Below are 18652 nucleotides of genomic sequence, written 5' to 3' on the forward strand. Positions count from 1 at the left end.
CCTTCGTCGCCATGGTGTTTACCTGCCGGGAGGCTTACCGCCCCTTCGCCAGATACTGCGCCATCTCCTCTTCCGGCACCATGCCGCCGCCGGTCGCCCACACCAGATGGGTCGCATTGCGCATCTGCTCCGCGGTGAAACCGTGCATCCGCTGATACGCCTCGCTGGCGCAGACCCGCTGCGGCCCGGCCATGCCGGCCAGCGCGGATGGCTCCAGGCGAATACCTTCTTCTTCGGCTAACCAACCCAGCATATCGTACATAGTCTGGTCATCGAGAGAGTAGAACCCGTCCAGCAGGCGCTCCATTGCCCGGCCCACGAAACCGGAAGCGCGGCCGACCGCCAGACCGTCGGCGGCGGTCAGATTATCGATCCCCAAATCCTGAACTGAAATCTGGTCATGCAGGCCGGTATAGACCCCCAGCAGCATGCAAGGGGAGTGGGTCGGCTCGGCGAAGAGGCAGTGGACGTGGTCGCCAAATGCCAGCTTCAGGCCGAACGCCACCCCGCCGGGGCCGCCGCCCACGCCGCACGGCAGATAAACAAACAGTGGATGACCGGCGTCCACCACGCGCCCTTCGCGGGCAAACTGCGCCTTTAGCCGCTCGCCGGCCACGGCGTAGCCGAGGAACAGGGTGCGCGAGTTCTCATCATCGATAAAGAAGCAGTTCGGGTCAGACTCGGCGGCTTTGCGCCCCTGCTCAACCGCCACGCCGTAATCCTCTTCGTACTCCACGACCGTCACGCCGTGGCTGCGCAGTTTGGCCTTTTTCCACGCCCTGGCGTCGGCGGACATATGGACCGTCACCTTAAAGCCGATGCGCGCGCTCATAATGCCAATCGACATCCCCAGATTACCGGTGGAGCCGACGGCGATGCTGTACTGGCTAAAGAAATCCCTGAACTCAGGAGTCAGCAGCTTGCGATAGTCGTCGGAAGTTTTTAATAACCCCGCGCCGATCGCCAGTTTCTCCGCATGGGTCAGCACCTCATAAATGCCGCCGCGGGCCTTAATAGAGCCGGAAATCGGTAGGTGGCTGTCTTTTTTCAGCAGCAGATCGCCGCTAATCGGCTGGCTAAAAGTTTTTTCCAGCCGGGCCTTCATTACCGGAATAGCCACCAGCTCAGACTCGATAATACCGCCGGTGGCCGCGGTTTCCGGAAAGGCTTCGGCCAGATAGGGCGCAAAGCGATCGAGCCGGGCGTGGGCGTCCTGAACGTCTTCTGTCGTCAGGCCAACGTAGGGTAACCCTTCCGCCAGCGACGTCGTTGACGGGTTAAACCAGGTAGTTTCTTTCAGGGCAATCAGCTCCTCCAGTAGAGGAAACTGTGCGAGTAAAGTGGTCATGTCAGCGTTTTTCATATTACGTCTCTTTGCGCTCAGATGATGAAAGAAAGCAGGAATGTACCGGCCAGTGCAAGCAGCGAAGCGATAAAGGTCGCCGTGGTATAGTATTTGAACGTTTCGTTAAGGCTTGCCCCGCAGTATTGTTTAACCAGCCAGAACAGGGAATCCGTTACGATAGTGCAGCCAATCGCGCCGGAGCCGATGGCGATAGCGATGATTTCCGGGCTCACGCCGGGATAGAGCGGCAGCATCGGCGCGACGATGGCGGTTGCGCCCATCATTGCGACGGTGGCGGAACCGACCGCGGCGTGCAGAATCAGCGCCACCAGCCAGGCCAGCAGAATCGGGTGCATATCGAGGTTCGATAGAATTACCGCCAGCGTATCGGCCAGGCCGCTGGTTTTCAGGATGGCGTTGAAGGCCCCGCCTGCGCCGATAATCAGCAGAATGTTGGCAATCGACCCGAAGCAGTTTTCCGTATGCGTCAGCAGGGTACTCATCCCCATATCCTGGCGGATACCCAGCACGTAGTAGGCCACGAAGACGGCGATAAACATGGCGGTGATCGGGTTGCCGATAAACTCCAGCAGCATATACAGCGTGCCGCCTTTGGTCATATTCAGTTCGGCGATGGTTTTGACCAGCATCAGGCCGATCGGCAGCAGCACCGTAAACAGCGTGGCGCCCAGCGACGGCAGGGTCTCTTCTTTGCGCACTTCGAGGTTAGCAAATTCAGCCGGAACCGCTTTAAACGGCAGGCGGTTGCCGAGCAGCCGCAGGAACAGCGGGCCGCCGACCAGCGAAGCCAGCAGGCCCACCAGCAGACCGTATACGATCACCGTGCCGATATCCGCGCCCAGCTTATTGGCGACAAACAGCGCCGCCGGATGCGGCGGCACCACGCAGTGCACCGCCATCAGCGCCGTACACAGCGGGATGGCCAGCTTGAGTAGCGACGTGTTGGTTTTTTTGGCAATGGAAAACGCCAGCGGGATCAGCAGCACCACGCCCACTTCAACGAACAGCGTGATCCCGCAAATCAGGCCCACCAGCACCATAATGACGTCAGCGGACAGCCAGCGGCAGCGCTGGAGCGTCAGGCCGATACGCTCAGCCGCGCCGGAGACCTCCATCATTTTGCCGAGAATCGTCCCCAGCCCAATCACCGCCGCCAGGAAGCCCAGCGTGCCGCCAATCCCGCTCTCGATGGCGTTAACCATATCCAGCGGGCTCATTCCCATCATGGCGCCGACGAAAAAGCTGGCCAGCAGCAGCGCCAGAAACGGGTGAAACTTCAGTTTAACGATAGTTAACACAATCAACACGATGCTAATCAGCAGCGTGCTCACAACCCAGATCTGAGATTCCATACCCCACCTCGCCTGTGAATAATCTATGGGTATTGAACAGAAAAACGGCACGTGCTGACAAACGATATAAACGGCTCTTCAGGTGAATCAAATTGAATCAAAAAGGTGATTTCGCTCTAATGTTGCCTATTTATTGTGCTATGAATCACTTTTTTTCATCTTTAAGCGCTCGGCAAGGCGATAATTTTCTTACACTCGGCGAGGAAAATTAAAGGAGTAGGTGATGGAGACGCTAAAAGATCTGGGTAATCGGCTGCTCAACGGCTGGCAGCTTTCGAAGCTGTATACGTTTGAAGTCGCCGCCCGCCATGAGTCGTTCGCCCTGGCGGCGGAGGAGCTGTCGCTGACGCCCAGCGCGGTGAGCCACCGTATCAATCAGCTGGAAGAAGAGCTGGGGATTCAGCTGTTTGTGCGCTCGCACCGCAAGGTGGAGCTGACGCATGAGGGCAAACGGGTGTTCTGGGCGCTGAAGTCCTCGCTGGACAGCCTGAACCAGGAGATTCTGGATATTAAAAACCAGGAGCTGTCGGGAACGTTAACGGTCTATTCGCGCCCGTCCATCGCCCAGTGCTGGCTGGTGCCCGCGCTCGGCGATTTTACCCGCCGCTATCCGTCGATCTCGCTTACCGTGCTGACCGGCAACGATAACGTCAACATGCAGCGCGCGGGCATCGACCTGGCGATCTACTTTGATGACGCGCCTTCCTCGCAGCTTAGCCATCATTTTTTGATGGATGAGGCTATCGTGCCGGTGTGTACGGCGGATTACGCGCGCCAGCATCAGCTGCAGCAGAATCCCGCCAACCTTCGCCACTGCACGCTGCTGCACGATCGTCAGGCCTGGAGCAACGATTCCGGCACCGACGAGTGGTTCAGCTGGGCGCAGAAATTTAGCATCGATTTGCCGCAATCGTCAGGAATTGGCTTCGATCGTTCGGATTTGGCAGTCATTGCGGCGATGCACCACGTGGGCGTGGCGATGGGGCGTAAGCGGCTGGTGCAAAAGCGCGTGGAGAGCGGCGAGCTGATTGCGCCGTTCGGCGAGATGACCCTGGAGTGCCATCAGCACTACTACGTGACGACCCTGCCGGGCCGTCAATGGCCGAAAATCGATGCCTTTATCAACTGGCTGCAGGGTCAGGCGCAATTATGATGACCGGCTTAGTTTCATCCCGGTGGCGCTGCGCTGACCGGGCTACGGGTTTACCGCTGTCTGCCGGTCGGTAGCCCGGACAGCCGCGCCAGGCGCCGCCTCCGGGATGTCCACGAGGCCTTAAACCGGCTGCTGGTGTTGATGAAAGCGCGACGCCAGCGGCAGCCAGCATAGCAGAATCAGCAATCCCATCAGCATCATCAGCAGGCCAAGGCTGCCCTGGCCGGTTTGCGGCATCATTGCCGACAGCCACGCCAGCACGCCGGAACCAATATTCTGCAGTCCGCCCACCAGCGCCCCGGCGGTACCGGCGAGGAACGGGAAGGGCTCCATCGCGCCGCTGGTCGCCAGCGGGAACAGCATCCCGGCGCCAAAAAAGAACAGCGCGGCGGGAACCAGTAGGGTCCAGACGGTCATCACGCCCAGCAGGCCAGGGATCCACATCAGCACACCCGCCAGCAGGCAGCAAATCACCGACTGCCACATCAGCGTCGGGAAGCGTTTGTTCGGCCGGCCGGCAAACCAGGCGCCAAAGAACGCCGCCGGAATCGGTAGAATAAACAGAATGCTGACCGACATGCTGCTCAGACCCAGCACCGCGCCCATCAGTACGCCGGAACAGGCTTCGAATACGGCAATGCCCGCCAGGCCGCCGATCAGCATCAGCAGATAGCAGTTGAACGCGCCGGTACCGAACAGCGTTTTATAGTTGGTGATGAGCCGGGTACGCGGTGCGCCGGTGGGCCGGGTTTCCGGCATCCAGCGCGCCATGCTGAAGGTGACGCCGGCGCAAAGCACCAGCAAGAACACGAAACAGGCCCGCCAGTTCCACAGAGTATCGAGAATGCCGCCAATCAGCGGCGCCAGCAGCGGGCTGACCAGAATCCCCATATTCAGCAGACTATTGGCGTGCCTGAGCTGCGCGCCTTCATACAGATCGCGCGGCAGGGTACGCGCCATGACGCCGCCGACGCCGGTGCCCATGCCCTGCATCGCGCTGGCGGCAATCAGCACCGGCAGGCTATGGGTGGTGATGGCAACCAGCGTCGCCAGCATAAAAATAGACATCCCAACGAGGATCACCGGGCGGCGGCCAACGCGATCGGACAGCGGGCCGTAGAAGAGCTGCGAGACGCCGTAGGTCAGCAGATAAGCGGCCATCACGCTCTGCACCGCGCCTTCGCGAACGTTTAGCGATACCGCCATATCGGCAATCGCCGGAATATAAATGGTCTGCGCCATCTGGCCTACGGCCACCAGCAGTACCAGCATCAACAACAAATTGAAGTTCTTATGCCGTTTCATGTCGATGAATACTTTGTATAAAGTTGAGTATAGAGAATATGTGACTGGCACACCCGCAAAACGATGGAGGAATCTACCACATAATAATGACAGGACAACCACGTGACGGTGATTGTGGGAGGATTTTCAGGCAGGTTTTGTAAACAACAATCGGCAACTAATGTTGCCATGTATTGCTTATGACAGTCGCAGCAAAATCGCCCCGGCGGCGATACCGCAGGCGGCAACGATACGCACTGGAACCATCTTCTCTTTCAACAGGATAAATGCGATAACCGCGCCGAAAAGAATCGAGGTTTCGCGCAGGGCGGCAACCACCGCCAGCGGCGCCTGGGTCATTGCCCACAGCGCCAGACCATAGGAGCCCATGGTGCCGACGCCGCCGACCATGCCTTTCTTCCAGTGCTGGCGCAGATAGCGGCTGGCCTGCGGGCGTCGGGCAATCATCGCCCAGCCCAGCAGGCAGAAGCCGTTCATAAAAAAGGTCCACAGGGTATAGCCCAGCGCGGTTTCTGAAAGCCGTACCCCGGTTCCGTCAACCAGCGTGTAGCCGGCAATGAAGCAGGCGTTGATTAGCGCCAGTACGATACCCTGGCTTGAACTGGCGCGGCCGTTAAAAGCCATCGCCAGAATCGCCAGACAGATGACGCCGATGCCCAGCCACGCCAGCGGGGAAAGATGGTCGCCCAGGAAGATGACGCTGATTATTGCCACCAGTAGCGGCGCGGTCCCGCGCATCAGCGGATAGGTCTGGCTCATATCCGAGACCTGATAGGTTTTTGCCACCAGCACCGTATACACCACCTGCAGCGCGCAGGAAACCGCAAGAAACGGCACGCTGGCCAGCGTCGGCTGGGGAGAAAAGGGGAGCAGAATCAGGGCGATGAGCGACGCTGAGCCACTAACGCCGACCGCCGCGTACAGCTTATCGCCGCTGGCTTTTACGATAGCGTTCCAGCTGGCGTGAAGCAGGGCGGCGAACAGCAAAATAGAGAATACGGTAATGGTCATTGCGGCCTGGCGCTGAGGAAAAAATCGTCACCGGACTGTAACATGCGTGCTTGTCGTCAGCCAGCGGCGGCTAGAGCGAACAGAAGAGACGATGCGTAACCCGGGGCTCATCATGCACCGGGCGAAACCCCAGATTTTCATAAAACGACCAGGCCGTTGACGGCGCATGGGTGTTGAGAAAATCAAAGCTAGCACCGGAATGGGTGATAACCGAGACCAGCAGCTGATGCCCGATCCCCTGTCGACGGTGGCGTTCGCCGATGTATAAATGACGAATGCGGCCAGCCCGTAGCTGCTGGCTAAACGGGTCGGCATTCAGCCCGCACACGCCGACCAGCTGCCCGTAGGCAAAGGCCCCCAGTAGCTTTTCTCCGGGGGCGTTAAAGCGATTTTCCCCATTTTGCCAGTTCTCCGCCAGGCGGCGCAGCATATTCAGGTTTTGCGCCTGGCTTTCGGCGCGCAGTGCCGAAAAACCGGGTTCGTCCGGGGTGATGGCGGCAATCAACAGCGGTGGCATGGTTTTCTCCATCGGGTTAGCCTGTAGAGGGGCGGTTTCCCGCCCCTCCCAGGTGCGACTTGAACCTGAATCAGCGGAACTGCTTCAGGACTGCATCAAGTAGTTGCAACACGGCAACCATGAGTTTCAGGATCAGAACAATGATATCCACTCCGCCCATACGCGTCTCCTCTGGTTCAGGAGCACGACCGGCTGGCGTACCTTTCCGCCGCCTGTTGCCAGCCAGGGATACCCGTCATATTTCAGGCGCCGGCTTGTCGGCGGCGGGCTAAACTATTCGGGGTACTTGTTGACGTAACACAGTGTGCTCTTCTGGGGTTAAGGCGCTGACGGCACCACCCGTTTCAGCCAGGACTTCTTTGCGCCGGTAAAAGTGCGGCCCCAGATTCACCCTGCGTACCCCCTCAGTATAGAATGAATACTGTATGCATGAACAGTATTTTTTGGACAAATTTACGTGGACGATCCATACTCTACATCAGCTAAAACCGTCGTGAAAATTGCGCCTTCTTCGCCGATCGCGTATACTTTTTTCGTTGACGTAATACAGTGTGCTTGCGGCTACCAACCGTAAAAACACCGAACAGAAAACCTCGCCGCGGCGGGGTTTTTTGTTTTTCATCCCTCCGCAAATTAATGTGATCCTTAACGCAGTTTCTTGTGGTTGAAAATAAATCGATTGTGAAATGACACAAGCTGTGTTTGTATAAATTCATTCACTTTTTGAGACAACAGGTCCCTCATGAACGCTACCACGCTGACTTCGACCCTACTACTAACCGCGCCTGCCGCGGTGGTCGTCGTGTCTGTGGTGGTCGTCGTCGGCAACGCGCCGTAGGGTCCGGAACAACACGAATTCCAAACCCCGCCGGCGCAAACCGAGCGGGGTTTTTCGTTTCATGCCCCCCGGTAAGTCGGCCCAGAATAAAAGGACTGGAGCATGGCAAGTTCGGGCACAACATCAGAAAAAATGCGCTTCACTGGCGCACAGTTAGTCGTTCATTTACTGGAGCGTCAGGGGATCACCACGGTCAGCGGCATTCCGGGCGGCTCCATTCTTCCCATTTACGACGCGTTAAGCCAAAGCACGCAGATCCGCCATATTCTGGCGCGTCACGAGCAGGGGGCGGGATTCATCGCCCAGGGCATGGCGCGCACCGAAGGCAAACCCGCCGTCTGTATGGCCTGTAGCGGACCGGGGGCAACCAACCTGATCACCGCGATCGCCGACGCCCGCCTGGATTCGATTCCGCTGGTGTGCATTACCGGCCAGGTTCCGGCCTCGATGATCGGCACCGACGCTTTCCAGGAAGTCGACACCTACGGTATCTCTATCCCCATCACCAAACATAACTACCTGGTGCGCAATATTGCTGAACTGCCGCAGGTGATGAGCGACGCGTTTCGCATCGCGCAGTCCGGGCGACCAGGGCCGGTGTGGATAGATATTCCTAAGGATGTTCAGGCGGCAACCATTGAGCTCGACGCCCTGCCGGAACCCGGCGCCCGCATGGCAGCCCCGGAATTCGATAGCGCCAGCGTACGTGAAGCGGCGGCGATGATTAACGCCGCGCAGCGTCCGGTGCTCTACCTGGGCGGCGGGGTGATCAACGCGCCTGAGCATATTCGCCAGCTGGCGGAAAAGGCCAACCTGCCGACTACCCAGACCCTGATGGCGCTGGGGATGCTGCCGAAAGCGCATCCGCTGTCGCTGGGCATGCTGGGGATGCACGGCGCGCGCAGTACCAATTTTATTCTGCAAGAGGCTGATTTACTGGTTGTTTTAGGCGCGCGTTTTGATGACCGGGCGATTGGTAAAACCGAGCAGTTCTGCCCGAACGCGAAAATTATCCACGTTGATATCGACCGTTCAGAGCTGGGTAAAATCAAGCAGGCGCACGTGGCGATTCAGGGCGACGTTGGCGAAGTGCTGGAACAGCTGATCCCCCAGGTTGAGGCGCAGCCGCGCAGCGCATGGCTGCAGCTGGTGGCCGATCTGCAGCGGGAGTTCCCCTGCACCATCCCGCAGGAGCAAGACCCGCTTTCCCATTATGGCCTGATTAACGCCGTCGCCGCCTGCGTTGACGACGAGGCTATCGTCACCACAGACGTGGGCCAGCACCAGATGTGGGTCGCGCAGGCGTATCCGTTGAACCGCCCGCGCCAGTGGCTGACCTCCGGCGGTCTCGGCACCATGGGCTTTGGCCTGCCTGCCGCGGTCGGCGCGGCGCTGGCCAACCCGCAGCGCAAGGTCATCTGCTTCTCCGGCGACGGCAGCCTGATGATGAACATTCAGGAAATGGCTACCGCGGCGGAAAATCAGCTGGATGTGAAAATCATCCTGATGAATAACGAAGCGCTGGGGCTGGTTTATCAGCAGCAGAGCCTGTTCTACAAGCAGGGCGTGTTCGCCGCGACCTATCCGGGGATGGTTAACTTTATGCAGATTGCCTCCGGTTTTGGTCTGCAAACCTGTGATTTAAATAACGAAGCCGATCCGCAGGCGGCGCTGCAGGCGATTATCGACCGCCCGGGTCCGGCGCTGATCCACGTGCGTATCGATGCCGAAGAAAAAGTGTATCCGATGGTACCGCCGGGTGCGGCCAATACTGAAATGGTGGGGGAATAAGCCATGCAACAAGCGACTCATGAAAACGTTATTCTACAGCTCACCGTGCGCAACCATCCCGGCGTGATGACCCACGTTTGCGGCCTGTTTGCCCGTCGCGCTTTCAACGTGGAAGGCATTCTTTGTCTGCCGATTCAGGACAGCAACCAGAGCCGCATCTGGCTGCTGGTCAACGACGATCAGCGCCTCGGGCAGATGATTAGCCAGATCGAAAAGCTGGAAGATGTTGAGAAAGTGGTGCGTAACCAGTCCGATCCCTCTATGTTCAGCAAAATCGCGGTCTTTTTTGAGTAACTAGTCTTCCCGGCGGGAATATTCTTGCCGGGAAGTAAAGCCTACTCTGAGTTTATTCAGAGCAGATTTTACTGTACTCATTCAAAGATGATGCTTTAGATTTCTTATCCATATCATCAGGCCACTTCACTTCGCGTCCATAAATACCTGGTTTCGTGTTAACGGACATATCTAATAACTCATCGTTAAATTTCATATAATTACTAATCCATAACCACAGCTTGTAGTTAGGCATAAACAGCGCATCCGTACCCGCGTCCGTCGATATCAGGTTAAAGGAATCGATCATAGTGGTACTGATGCTAGAGTCATAAACGACGCAGCGAATTGTGGAGTATGATGAGTGCTTATTGCGTGAATATATACTGATGGCTTGAATCTGGCTCCAGTCATACTCTTTGCATTCAGGTTTAGTTCGTTTATAAAAAGGATGATGCCACCAGAAAGTATAGGTTAATTTATAAGTGATACTATACATAACGTAATCGTAAACATAAACCTTGCCGGTTTTTCTATTAAAACGAACCGGATAATGCTGGGGCGCGAAGATAAAATAGTTTACGATGGCTGCGAAAATAAACGTCATGAAAAATGAAATAAAAAATCCAAAACATAGTAAAAGATAATCGCCCGACCTGGAATTCCAGCTTTCAACATGTCGTTCAAAATTGAATGTTATATCATATAAGGAAAATAAAATACCCACAAAACACAAAATAACAACAGGCAAGAAAAGCACAATGCCCAGGATGTTCATCCCATAAAATGAAGTGTAATTACGCGTTATCTCACAGTAGTCATCGTTGATATAAGCTAATTTTTCGCTGTGCGATAACTTCTCCGTTTTACTCTGCGTTTTTGTATTTAGCTGGTTAAGCAAACGTGCATCGATCGTTTGCTTAGCTAAATGAGGTCGTTGGTGCATATATATTCCCTTGCTGATTTTACAGGGACGATATCATTTAGGTTACTTCCTGTACATAATGGATGTAGTGATCTTAGGCAATAATGGCATCAATATATTTTACATGTGAATAATTGGCAGCGTTATATTGCGATTGTAGCCATAACACATAGAGATTAAATATCTCACCCGCCGTTGTGAATGACTTGCTGGCAACTCAATCAGTCGTGCCATCAAGGCGGCAAGTCTGCGCAGAGGCAGCTTGAAGGATGAAGTGTATATCGTTAAGGTAAGCGCGTTTTTTAACCCGTCAGGAAACGCCATGACTACTATCGCCCTTATTGACGATCACCTTATCGTCCGCTCCGGCTTTGCCCAACTGCTGGGGCTGGAAGCCGATTTTCAGGTCGTTGCCGAATTCGGTTCCGGGCGCGAGGCGCTGGCGGGGCTGCCCGGTCGCGGCGTGCAGGTCTGCATCTGCGATATCTCGATGCCGGATATCTCCGGGCTTGAATTATTAAGCCAGCTGCCGAAAGGGATGGCGATCGTCATGCTGTCGGTACACGACAGCCCGGCGCTGGTGGAGCAGGCGCTGAACGCCGGGGCGCGCGGTTTTCTCTCCAAGCGCTGCAGCCCGGATGAGCTGATCGCCGCCGTGCGCACCGTGGCGGCTGGCGGCTGTTACCTGACGCCGGATATCGCCATGAAGCTGGCGGCCGGACGACGGGACCCGCTGACCAAACGCGAACGCGAGGTGGCGGAAAAGCTGGCACAGGGGATGGCGGTAAAAGAGATTGCCGCCGAGCTGGGCCTGTCGCCGAAAACCGTCCACGTTCATCGCGCTAACCTGCTGGAAAAGCTGGGCGTCAGCAACGACGTCGAGCTGGCGCGCCGCATGTTCGATAGCTGGCAATGAAAGCCTTTTTCTCGCGGCTGCTCTCGGTTGTCGGCTGTTGCTTTATCTTTTCCGCCGCGTGGTTTTGCCTGTGGAGCATCAGCCTGCACCTGGTGGAGCGCCCCGATCTTGCGGTGCTGCTTTTCCCCTTTGGCCTGCGGCTTGGCCTGATGCTGCAGTGCCCGCGCGGCTACTGGCCGGTTCTGCTGGGCGCGGAGTGGCTGCTGATCCTCTGGCTGGCGCAGGAAGTGGCGCTGGCGCACCCGATAATATTGATGACCGGAAGCCTCTTGACCCTGTTGCCGGTGGCGCTGATTTCCCGCTATCGCCAGCAGCGCGACTGGCTCACCCTGCTGCGTCAGGGGGGCGCGCTGATCGCCGCCGCGCTGCTCCAGTCGCTGCCGTGGCTGCTGGAGGGCAAAGAGGGACTAAACGCGCTGCTGCTGACCCTGACCGGCGGCCTGACGCTGGCGCCCACCTGTCTGGTTATCTGGCACTATCTCACCAGCACCGTCTGGCGGCCGCTGGGGCCATCGCTGGTCTCGCAGCCGGTGAACTGGCGCGGGCGGCATCTTATCTGGTACCTGCTGCTGTTCAGCGTCAGCCTCTGGCTCCAGCTGGGGCTGCCCGCCGAGCTCTCACGATTTACGCCCTTCTGCCTGGCGCTGCCGATTATCGCTCTGGCCTGGCACTACGGCTGGCAGGGAGCGCTGATCGCGACCCTGATGAACGCCATCGCGCTGATCGCCAGCCAGACCTGGCACGATCATCCGGTGGATTTACTGCTTTCGCTGCTGGCGCAAAGCTTGACCGGCCTGCTGCTGGGCGCCGGAATACAGCGGCTGCGCGAGCTGAATCAGTCGCTGCAAAAGGAGCTGGTGCGTAACCAGCGGCTGGCGGAACGCCTGCTGGAAACCGAGGAGAGCGTGCGCCGCGAAGTGGCTCGCGAGCTGCACGATGATATCGGCCAGACCATTACCGCCATCCGCACCCAGGCGGGGATCGTCCAGCGGCTGGCGCCGAATAGCGCCAGCGTCAGGCAGAGCGGCCAGCTGATTGAGCAGCTTTCGCTCGGCGTCTACGATTCCGTGCGCCGCCTGCTGGGCCGCCTGCGCCCGCGCCAGCTGGACGACCTGACGCTTGAGCAGGCGGTGCGCTCGCTGATGCGCGAAATGGAGCTGGAGGATCGCGGTATGGTCAGCCATCTGGCGTGGCGTATCGATGAGTCGCTGCTGAGCGAAAACCAGCGCGTCACTCTGTTCCGCGTCTGCCAGGAGGGGCTGAATAATATCGTCAAACACGCCAGCGCTAGAGCCGTCACGCTGCAAGGCTGGCAGCAGGAGCAGCGGCTGATGCTGGTGATCGAGGACGACGGCTGCGGCCTGCCACCGGGCTCCGGTCAGCAGGGCTTTGGCCTCACCGGCATGCGCGAGCGCGTCACCGCCCTGGGCGGCACCCTGACCATCTCCTGCACCCACGGCACTCGCGTTTGCGTCAGCCTGCCGCTGCGCTACGCTTGAGGAACGATAATGTTTGCCTTTTTAAAATCCCCGCCCGATGCTCCGCCGATTACCGACAAACAGGCGCTGGACGAGCGCTACCGCTACTGGCGTCGGCATATTCTGCTGACCATCTGGCTGGGCTATGCGCTGTTTTACTTCACCCGCAAAAGCTTTAACGCGGCGGTGCCGGAAATCCTCGCCAGCAACGTTTTGACCCGCAGCGATATCGGTCTGCTGGCGACGCTGTTCTACATCACCTATGGGCTATCGAAATTTTTCTCCGGTATCGTCAGCGATCGCTCTAACGCCCGCTATTTTATGGGCATCGGCCTGGTCGCTACCGGCGTAGTGAATATTCTGTTTGGTTTTTCCACTTCCCTGTGGGCCTTCGCGCTGCTGTGGGCGCTGAACGCCTTCTTCCAGGGCTGGGGCTCGCCGGTATGCGCCCGCCTGCTGACGGCCTGGTATTCGCGTACCGAGCGCGGCGGCTGGTGGGCGCTATGGAACACGGCGCATAACGTCGGCGGGGCGCTGATCCCAATGGTGGTTGGCGCGGCGGCGCTGCACTACGGCTGGCGAACGGGGATGATGATTGCCGGGACGCTGGCGATCCTCGCCGGGCTGTTTCTCTGCTGGCGGCTGCGCGACCGGCCGCAGGCGGTCGGGCTGCCCGCAGTGGGCGACTGGCGGCATGATGAGCTGGAGATTGCCCAGCAGCAGGAGGGCGCTGGCCTGACCCGCAAAGAGATCCTCACCAAATACGTGCTGCTGAATCCCTATATCTGGCTGCTCTCGCTGTGCTACGTACTGGTATACGTGGTGCGCGCGGCGATTAACGACTGGGGCAACCTGTATATGTCGGAAACGCTCGGCGTCGATCTGGTGACGGCGAATTCGGCGGTCACCATGTTCGAAGTGGGCGGTTTTATCGGCGCGCTGGTGGCGGGCTGGGGCTCGGATAAACTCTTCAACGGCAACCGCGGGCCGATGAACCTGATTTTCGCCGCCGGGATTTTGTTGTCAGTTGGCGGGCTGTGGCTGATGCCGTTCGCCAGCTACGTGATGCAGGCGGCCTGCTTCTTTACCGCCGGCTTTTTCGTTTTTGGCCCACAGATGCTGATCGGCATGGCGGCGGCGGAGTGCTCGCACAAAGAGGCGGCGGGGGCGGCAACCGGCTTTGTTGGCCTGTTTGCCTATCTTGGCGCATCGCTCTCCGGCTGGCCGCTGGCGCAGGTGATGGAGATCTGGCACTGGAGCGGATTTTTCGTGGTCATCGCCATTGCCGCCGGTATTTCCGCCCTGCTGCTGCTGCCGTTTTTAAACGCCCAGGCGCCGCGAGAAGCGTGACCGACTTCACCTTTCTTCGCCGAATGGCGTAAAACTAAGAAATTTTCCCGGTTTCGCCTGGACGCTGTCTCAGGCGAGTCTCCCGGCTGATTTTTACAATGCCTGCCATTCGCAGGTATTAAATCAGCTCAGGAGTCACCCAATCATGCTGGCCTTCTTAAACCAGGTGCGCAAGCCAACCCTGGACCTGCCGCTCGAAGCGCGGCGCAAAATGTGGTTCAAACCGTTCATGCAGTCGTATCTGGTGGTTTTCATCGGCTATCTGACCATGTACCTGATCCGCAAAAACTTTAATATCGCGCAGAACGACATGATCTCCACCTACGGGTTGAGCATGACGCAGCTGGGGATGATCGGGCTCGGCTTTTCTATCACCTACGGTGTGGGGAAAACGCTGGTCTCCTACTACGCAGACGGTAAGAACACTAAGCAGTTCTTGCCGTTTATGCTGATTCTCTCGGCCATCTGTATGCTCGGCTTCAGCGCCAGCATGGGCGCGGGGTCGACCAGCCTGTTCCTGATGATCGCCTTCTACGCTCTGAGCGGCTTCTTCCAGAGCACCGGCGGCTCGTGCAGCTATTCGACCATTACCAAGTGGACGCCTCGCCGTAAGCGCGGCACCTTCCTCGGCTTCTGGAATATCTCCCACAACCTCGGCGGCGCCGGCGCGGCGGGCGTGGCGCTGTTTGGCGCCAACTACCTGTTCGACGGCCACGTGATTGGCATGTTTATCTTCCCGTCGATTATTGCGTTAATCGTCGGTTTTATCGGCCTGCGTTTTGGTAGCGACTCCCCGGAATCCTACGGCCTCGGTAACGCCGAAGAGCTGTTTGGCGAAGAGATCAGCGAAGAGGATAAAGAGACGGAAGAGAACGCCATGACCAAATGGCAGATCTTCGTCGAATATGTGCTGAAGAATAAAGTCATCTGGCTGCTGTGCTTCTCCAACATCTTCCTGTACGTGGTGCGCATCGGTATCGACCAGTGGTCCACCGTTTACGCTTTCCAGGAGCTGAAGCTCTCCAAAGAGGTGGCGATTCAGGGCTTTACCCTGTTTGAAGTGGGCGCGCTGGTCGGCACGCTGCTGTGGGGCTGGCTGTCGGATCTGGCAAACGGTCGCCGCGCGCTGGTGGCCTGCGTTGCGCTGGCGCTGATTATCGCCACGCTGGGTGTTTATCAGCATGCCAGCAATCAATACGTTTATCTCGCATCGCTGTTTGCGCTGGGTTTCCTGGTGTTTGGCCCGCAGCTGCTGATCGGCGTCGCCGCGGTAGGCTTCGTGCCGAAAAAGGCGATTGGTGCTGCCGACGGGATCAAGGGCACCTTCGCCTATCTGATCGGCGATAGCTTCGCCAAGCTGGGACTCGGGATGATTGCCGACGGTACGCCGATTTTCGGCCTCACCGGCTGGGCGGGCACCTTTGCGGCGCTGGATGCGGCGGCAATTGGCTGCATCTGTCTGATGGCCATCGTTGCGGTGTTTGAAGAACGTAAAATCCGCCGCCAGAAAAAGACACAAACTTTGCAGACTGCCTGAGTCATTGGGTCTGAGTCACTTTGCCCGGCCTCTGCGCCGGGCTTTTTTATTCTTCTTGCCGGGCGGTTTGATGCAGCCGCTCCCCGGGTGGGATCGGTGATTTCATGAACGCGCCAGGGGGCCGCGATAAGTCACATTCTGGTATCTCCGACAGTCGACAGCGGGCAATTTCCCATTATGATAGTGGGGCTGCGATTGAGTGAGAGGATGCATGATCTGGTTAGGACTAGCCACGCTGATAGTGGTATTTGTTGTGGGATTTCGGGTGCTTACCTCTGATTCACGCCGTGCGATTCGCCGTCTGAGCGAACGATTAGGCATTACGCCGGTACCGCTGGAATCGATGATCGATCAGCTAGGAAAAACCGCCGGTAACGAGTATTTACGCTACCTGGAACGGCCTAATGAGGCGCATTTGCAAAATGCCGCGCAGGTGCTGTTGATCTGGCAGGTCGCTATCGTCGATGGCAGCGAGCAGAACCTGCACTACTGGTACCGGTTGATGAAAAAGTCCCGCCTCGGGGCGCCGATTACCGAAGCGCAAATCCGCCTTGCGCAAGGTTTCCTTCGCGAGCTGGAGCCGGAAGTGAGCGAGCTGCACGCTTTGCAGGAGCGCTATAACGCGCTGTTTTTGCCGGAGGATGGCGTCCACTGGCTGCACTGATATCACTTCCCGGTGTACTGTTGGCTTCGTTAAACGTCACGCTGACGAGGCCAACTGTGCAAAAGTCATCACCTCAAAGTGGCATCATGCCAGCACTTTTAACCCATGTTTTTGCACGATATTGAGTAATTTCAATGCCAGCCCACCGGGGCGTTTTGCCCCGCTTTCCCATTTTTGGACCGTGGACACGCTGGTGTTCAGATAGCGGGCAAAAACCGGCTGACTGACGTTGAGTTGGTCACGTAGAGCCTTAATTTCACCAGGTTGGAAATCGCTTACGCGGCTGATGCATGTTTCATCAAAGCTGCGCATCGTCTCCTGCGCGATCGCATCAACACTGTATAAACCTGCGGCAGCGCTATGGATAGCTTCAAAGGCGGGGCTTTTGAATTTAGTTTTTGCAGTCATGACAAATCTCCACCAATTCTTTTCTCTTAACCAATGCCGCCATTTTCTCCTCGCTGAGAAGGGAATAATGCCTGGCTAACTCACGGAACGCCGCGAGTTCTCGGTTATCGATATTGGCGATATCCTGTTTGGCGTATAAAAATGTGTAAAACCAATGCTCAGAACCCTTTGCCAGGATGATTGCGCGATCGCGATTTTTATTGAGGCGTTTTTTGTAAACGCCGCCACCAAGGTTATCTACTTTTCCCTGGAGAGTGGCTTCAATCGCTTTGCAAAGTTCGTCGTCATCAATCGCATGAGCCCGGGCTTCCCTGGTAAACCATTTTGTTTTAAAAATACGCATTGGCTGACATCCTGTAACCATAAATATAGCACCAAGTGCTATGTTATTTCTTCCTCTTACTGTTACGGAATACCTAAAAACGTGATTTTCCGGTTATGCGAGCAGCTACGCAGGTACTTTGCAAAGCCTGAAAAGTTGTCAAAACGTTAAATTCGTCACATTTTAAATGTTACACTGCGCGGCTCCTCCGTATTCAACCATGCAGGTAACTTATGACTCCTTCGAATGCCTCTGCGCCGCAGGCTAATCAGGCGGCGCGACCCAACTGGTCGGCGGTTTTTGCGGTGGCCTTCTGCGTTGCCTGCCTGATTACCGTTGAGTTCCTGCCGGTAAGCCTGCTTACGCCGATGGCGCAGGATTTAGGCATCTCCGAAGGCGTTGCCGGGCAGTCGGTCACCACCACCGCGTTTGTGGCGATGTTTGCCAGCCTGTTTATCACCTCGATCATCCGCAGTACCGATCGTCGCTACGTGGTGATTCTGTTTTCCGTCCTGCTGACCGTCTCTTGTCTGTTGGTCTCGTTTGCCAACAGCTTTTCGTTATTGCTGCTGGGCCGCGCCTGCCTTGGTCTGGCGCTGGGCGGCTTTTGGGCGATGTCGGCGTCGCTCACCATGCGGCTGGTGCCGATGCGCGTGGTGCCCAAAGCGCTATCGGTTATTTTCGGCGCGGTATCGATAGCGCTGGTGATCGCCGCGCCGCTGGGCAGCTTCCTTGGCGGTATTATCGGCTGGCGTAACGTCTTTAACGGCGCGGCGGTCATGGGCGTGGTCTGTACGATTTGGGTGCTGAAGGCGCTGCCTTCTCTACCGGGCGAGTCGACCTCGGCGCAGCAAAATATGTTCGGCCTGCTGAAGCGGCCCGGCGTGATGGCCGGGATGTGCGCCATCTTTATGGCCTTCGCCGGCCAGTTTGCCTTCTTTACCTATATCCGCCCGGTGTATATGACCCTGGCGGGCTTTGACGTCGACGGTCTGACGCTGGTGCTGCTCAGCTTCGGCATCGCCAGCTTTGTCGGCACCTCGCTCTCCTCAATGCTGCTCAAGCGCTCGGTGAAAGCGGCGCTGGCGATTGCCCCGGTAGTGCTGGCTATCAGCGCCGCGGTGCTGGTGCTGTGGGGGGAGAGTAAAATCGTGGCGTCGACGGTGGCGGTGATCTGGGGCTTTGCCTTCGCGTTGATACCGGTAGGCTGGTCAACGTGGATTACCCGCTCCCTGTCCGATCAGGCGGAAAAAGCCGGGTCGATTCAGGTGGCGGTGATCCAGCTGGCTAACACCTGCGGCGCAGCGGTTGGCGGCGTGGCGCTGGATCACCTCGGTTTGCTCTCGCCGCTGGTCCTCTCCGGTACGTTGATGCTGATTACCGGCCTGCTGGTGGCGACGAAAGTGCGGGTGTAATGGGGCTACGGGTTCACCGCAGTCTGCGGTC

General features: G+C 57.6%; 19 protein-coding genes. 10 read left to right on the top strand and 9 right to left on the bottom strand.

The genetic code is table 11. The annotated features are described in order from the left end of the window. Window positions 1-34: 34 nt before the first annotated feature. Both dsdA and dsdX read right to left on the bottom strand, forming a co-directional pair. Window positions 35-1363, bottom strand: coding sequence for a D-serine ammonia-lyase (gene dsdA, locus ACE3MN_RS00130; RefSeq protein WP_049099785.1), 1329 nt, complete (start codon window positions 1361-1363; stop codon window positions 35-37). A 17-nt stretch (window positions 1364-1380) separates the two neighbouring features. Then, on the bottom strand, window positions 1381-2718 hold the full coding sequence (gene dsdX / locus ACE3MN_RS00135) for a D-serine transporter DsdX (RefSeq protein WP_004126868.1): 1338 nt from the start codon (window positions 2716-2718) through the stop codon (window positions 1381-1383). Window positions 2719-2941: 223 nt separating this feature from the next. Here dsdX and dsdC point away from each other — a divergent pair, with 223 nt between their 5' ends. Next, a complete protein-coding gene (dsdC, locus tag ACE3MN_RS00140) occupies window positions 2942-3871 on the top strand; it encodes a DNA-binding transcriptional regulator DsdC (protein WP_102650133.1) in 930 nt (309 codons plus the stop codon). Window positions 3872-3991: 120 nt separating this feature from the next. Here the strand turns inward: dsdC and emrD are convergent, their stop codons facing one another. The 4 genes from emrD to tisB form a co-directional block, all read right to left on the bottom strand. After that, window positions 3992-5176 (bottom strand): multidrug efflux MFS transporter EmrD, encoded by a 1185-nt coding sequence (gene emrD, locus ACE3MN_RS00145; RefSeq protein ID WP_024360558.1) that lies wholly within the window; start codon window positions 5174-5176, stop codon window positions 3992-3994. Between the two features lie 177 nt (window positions 5177-5353). Beyond that, entirely contained in the window at window positions 5354-6187 is an 834-nt protein-coding gene (locus tag ACE3MN_RS00150; RefSeq protein WP_024360559.1) for a DMT family transporter, read from the bottom strand. 70 nt (window positions 6188-6257) lie between these two features. After that, on the bottom strand, window positions 6258-6704 hold the full coding sequence (locus tag ACE3MN_RS00155; protein WP_004133098.1) for a GNAT family N-acetyltransferase: 447 nt from the start codon (window positions 6702-6704) through the stop codon (window positions 6258-6260). Between the two features lie 70 nt (window positions 6705-6774). After that, entirely contained in the window at window positions 6775-6864 is a 90-nt protein-coding gene (gene tisB, locus ACE3MN_RS00160; RefSeq protein WP_064362772.1) for a type I toxin-antitoxin system toxin TisB, read from the bottom strand. Window positions 6865-7446: 582 nt separating this feature from the next. On the opposite strand from tisB, the gene ivbL reads away from it, so the two are divergent. From ivbL to ilvN, 3 genes are all read left to right on the top strand, one after another. After that, window positions 7447-7542 (top strand): ilvB operon leader peptide IvbL, encoded by a 96-nt coding sequence (gene ivbL / locus ACE3MN_RS00165; protein WP_004107123.1) that lies wholly within the window; start codon window positions 7447-7449, stop codon window positions 7540-7542. A gap of 102 nt (window positions 7543-7644) precedes the next feature. Next, a complete protein-coding gene (gene ilvB, locus ACE3MN_RS00170; RefSeq protein ID WP_049087029.1) occupies window positions 7645-9333 on the top strand; it encodes an acetolactate synthase large subunit in 1689 nt (562 codons plus the stop codon). 3 nt (window positions 9334-9336) lie between these two features. Next, complete coding sequence (gene ilvN, locus ACE3MN_RS00175; protein ID WP_004107116.1) at window positions 9337-9627, top strand: acetolactate synthase small subunit; 291 nt, start codon at window positions 9337-9339, stop codon at window positions 9625-9627. Between the two features lie 52 nt (window positions 9628-9679). Here the strand turns inward: ilvN and ACE3MN_RS00180 are convergent, their stop codons facing one another. Next, window positions 9680-10552: a DUF6708 domain-containing protein gene (locus ACE3MN_RS00180; protein WP_024360561.1), complete on the bottom strand. Its 873-nt coding sequence runs from the start codon at window positions 10550-10552 to the stop codon at window positions 9680-9682. Window positions 10553-10853: 301 nt separating this feature from the next. Between ACE3MN_RS00180 and uhpA the strand changes: the two genes are divergently transcribed. The 5 genes from uhpA to ACE3MN_RS00205 all read left to right on the top strand — a co-directional run bounded on the left by uhpA (window position 10854) and on the right by ACE3MN_RS00205 (window position 16476). After that, entirely contained in the window at window positions 10854-11447 is a 594-nt protein-coding gene (gene uhpA, locus ACE3MN_RS00185; protein WP_004107112.1) for a transcriptional regulator UhpA, read from the top strand. 17 nt (window positions 11448-11464) lie between these two features. Further along, window positions 11465-12946 carry a signal transduction histidine-protein kinase/phosphatase UhpB gene (gene uhpB, locus ACE3MN_RS00190; protein ID WP_162685357.1) on the top strand — a complete coding sequence of 494 codons (1482 nt, stop codon included), beginning with the start codon at window positions 11465-11467 and terminating at the stop codon, window positions 12944-12946. A 9-nt stretch (window positions 12947-12955) separates the two neighbouring features. Continuing rightward, complete coding sequence (locus ACE3MN_RS00195) at window positions 12956-14275, top strand: MFS transporter (protein WP_004133107.1); 1320 nt, start codon at window positions 12956-12958, stop codon at window positions 14273-14275. A 145-nt stretch (window positions 14276-14420) separates the two neighbouring features. Beyond that, window positions 14421-15812 carry a hexose-6-phosphate:phosphate antiporter gene (uhpT, locus tag ACE3MN_RS00200; protein ID WP_004126843.1) on the top strand — a complete coding sequence of 464 codons (1392 nt, stop codon included), beginning with the start codon at window positions 14421-14423 and terminating at the stop codon, window positions 15810-15812. Window positions 15813-16023: 211 nt separating this feature from the next. Then, window positions 16024-16476: a DUF1198 domain-containing protein gene (locus tag ACE3MN_RS00205; RefSeq protein WP_024360563.1), complete on the top strand. Its 453-nt coding sequence runs from the start codon at window positions 16024-16026 to the stop codon at window positions 16474-16476. 84 nt (window positions 16477-16560) lie between these two features. Here the strand turns inward: ACE3MN_RS00205 and ACE3MN_RS00210 are convergent, their stop codons facing one another. After that, window positions 16561-16884: a DNA-binding transcriptional regulator gene (locus ACE3MN_RS00210; protein ID WP_049132010.1), complete on the bottom strand. Its 324-nt coding sequence runs from the start codon at window positions 16882-16884 to the stop codon at window positions 16561-16563. After that, window positions 16868-17227 carry a type II toxin-antitoxin system RelE/ParE family toxin gene (locus ACE3MN_RS00215; protein WP_004133114.1) on the bottom strand — a complete coding sequence of 120 codons (360 nt, stop codon included), beginning with the start codon at window positions 17225-17227 and terminating at the stop codon, window positions 16868-16870. Before ACE3MN_RS00215 ends, ACE3MN_RS00210 begins: the two co-directional genes overlap by 17 nt. 212 nt (window positions 17228-17439) lie before the next feature. On the opposite strand from ACE3MN_RS00215, the gene nepI reads away from it, so the two are divergent. Next, entirely contained in the window at window positions 17440-18621 is a 1182-nt protein-coding gene (nepI, locus tag ACE3MN_RS00220) for a purine ribonucleoside efflux pump NepI (protein WP_148855790.1), read from the top strand. Window positions 18622-18652: the final 31 nt, after the last annotated feature.

Origin of the sequence: Klebsiella grimontii, assembly GCF_042137965.1 — a bacterium.
Classification (GTDB): Bacteria; Pseudomonadota; Gammaproteobacteria; order Enterobacterales; family Enterobacteriaceae; genus Klebsiella; species Klebsiella grimontii.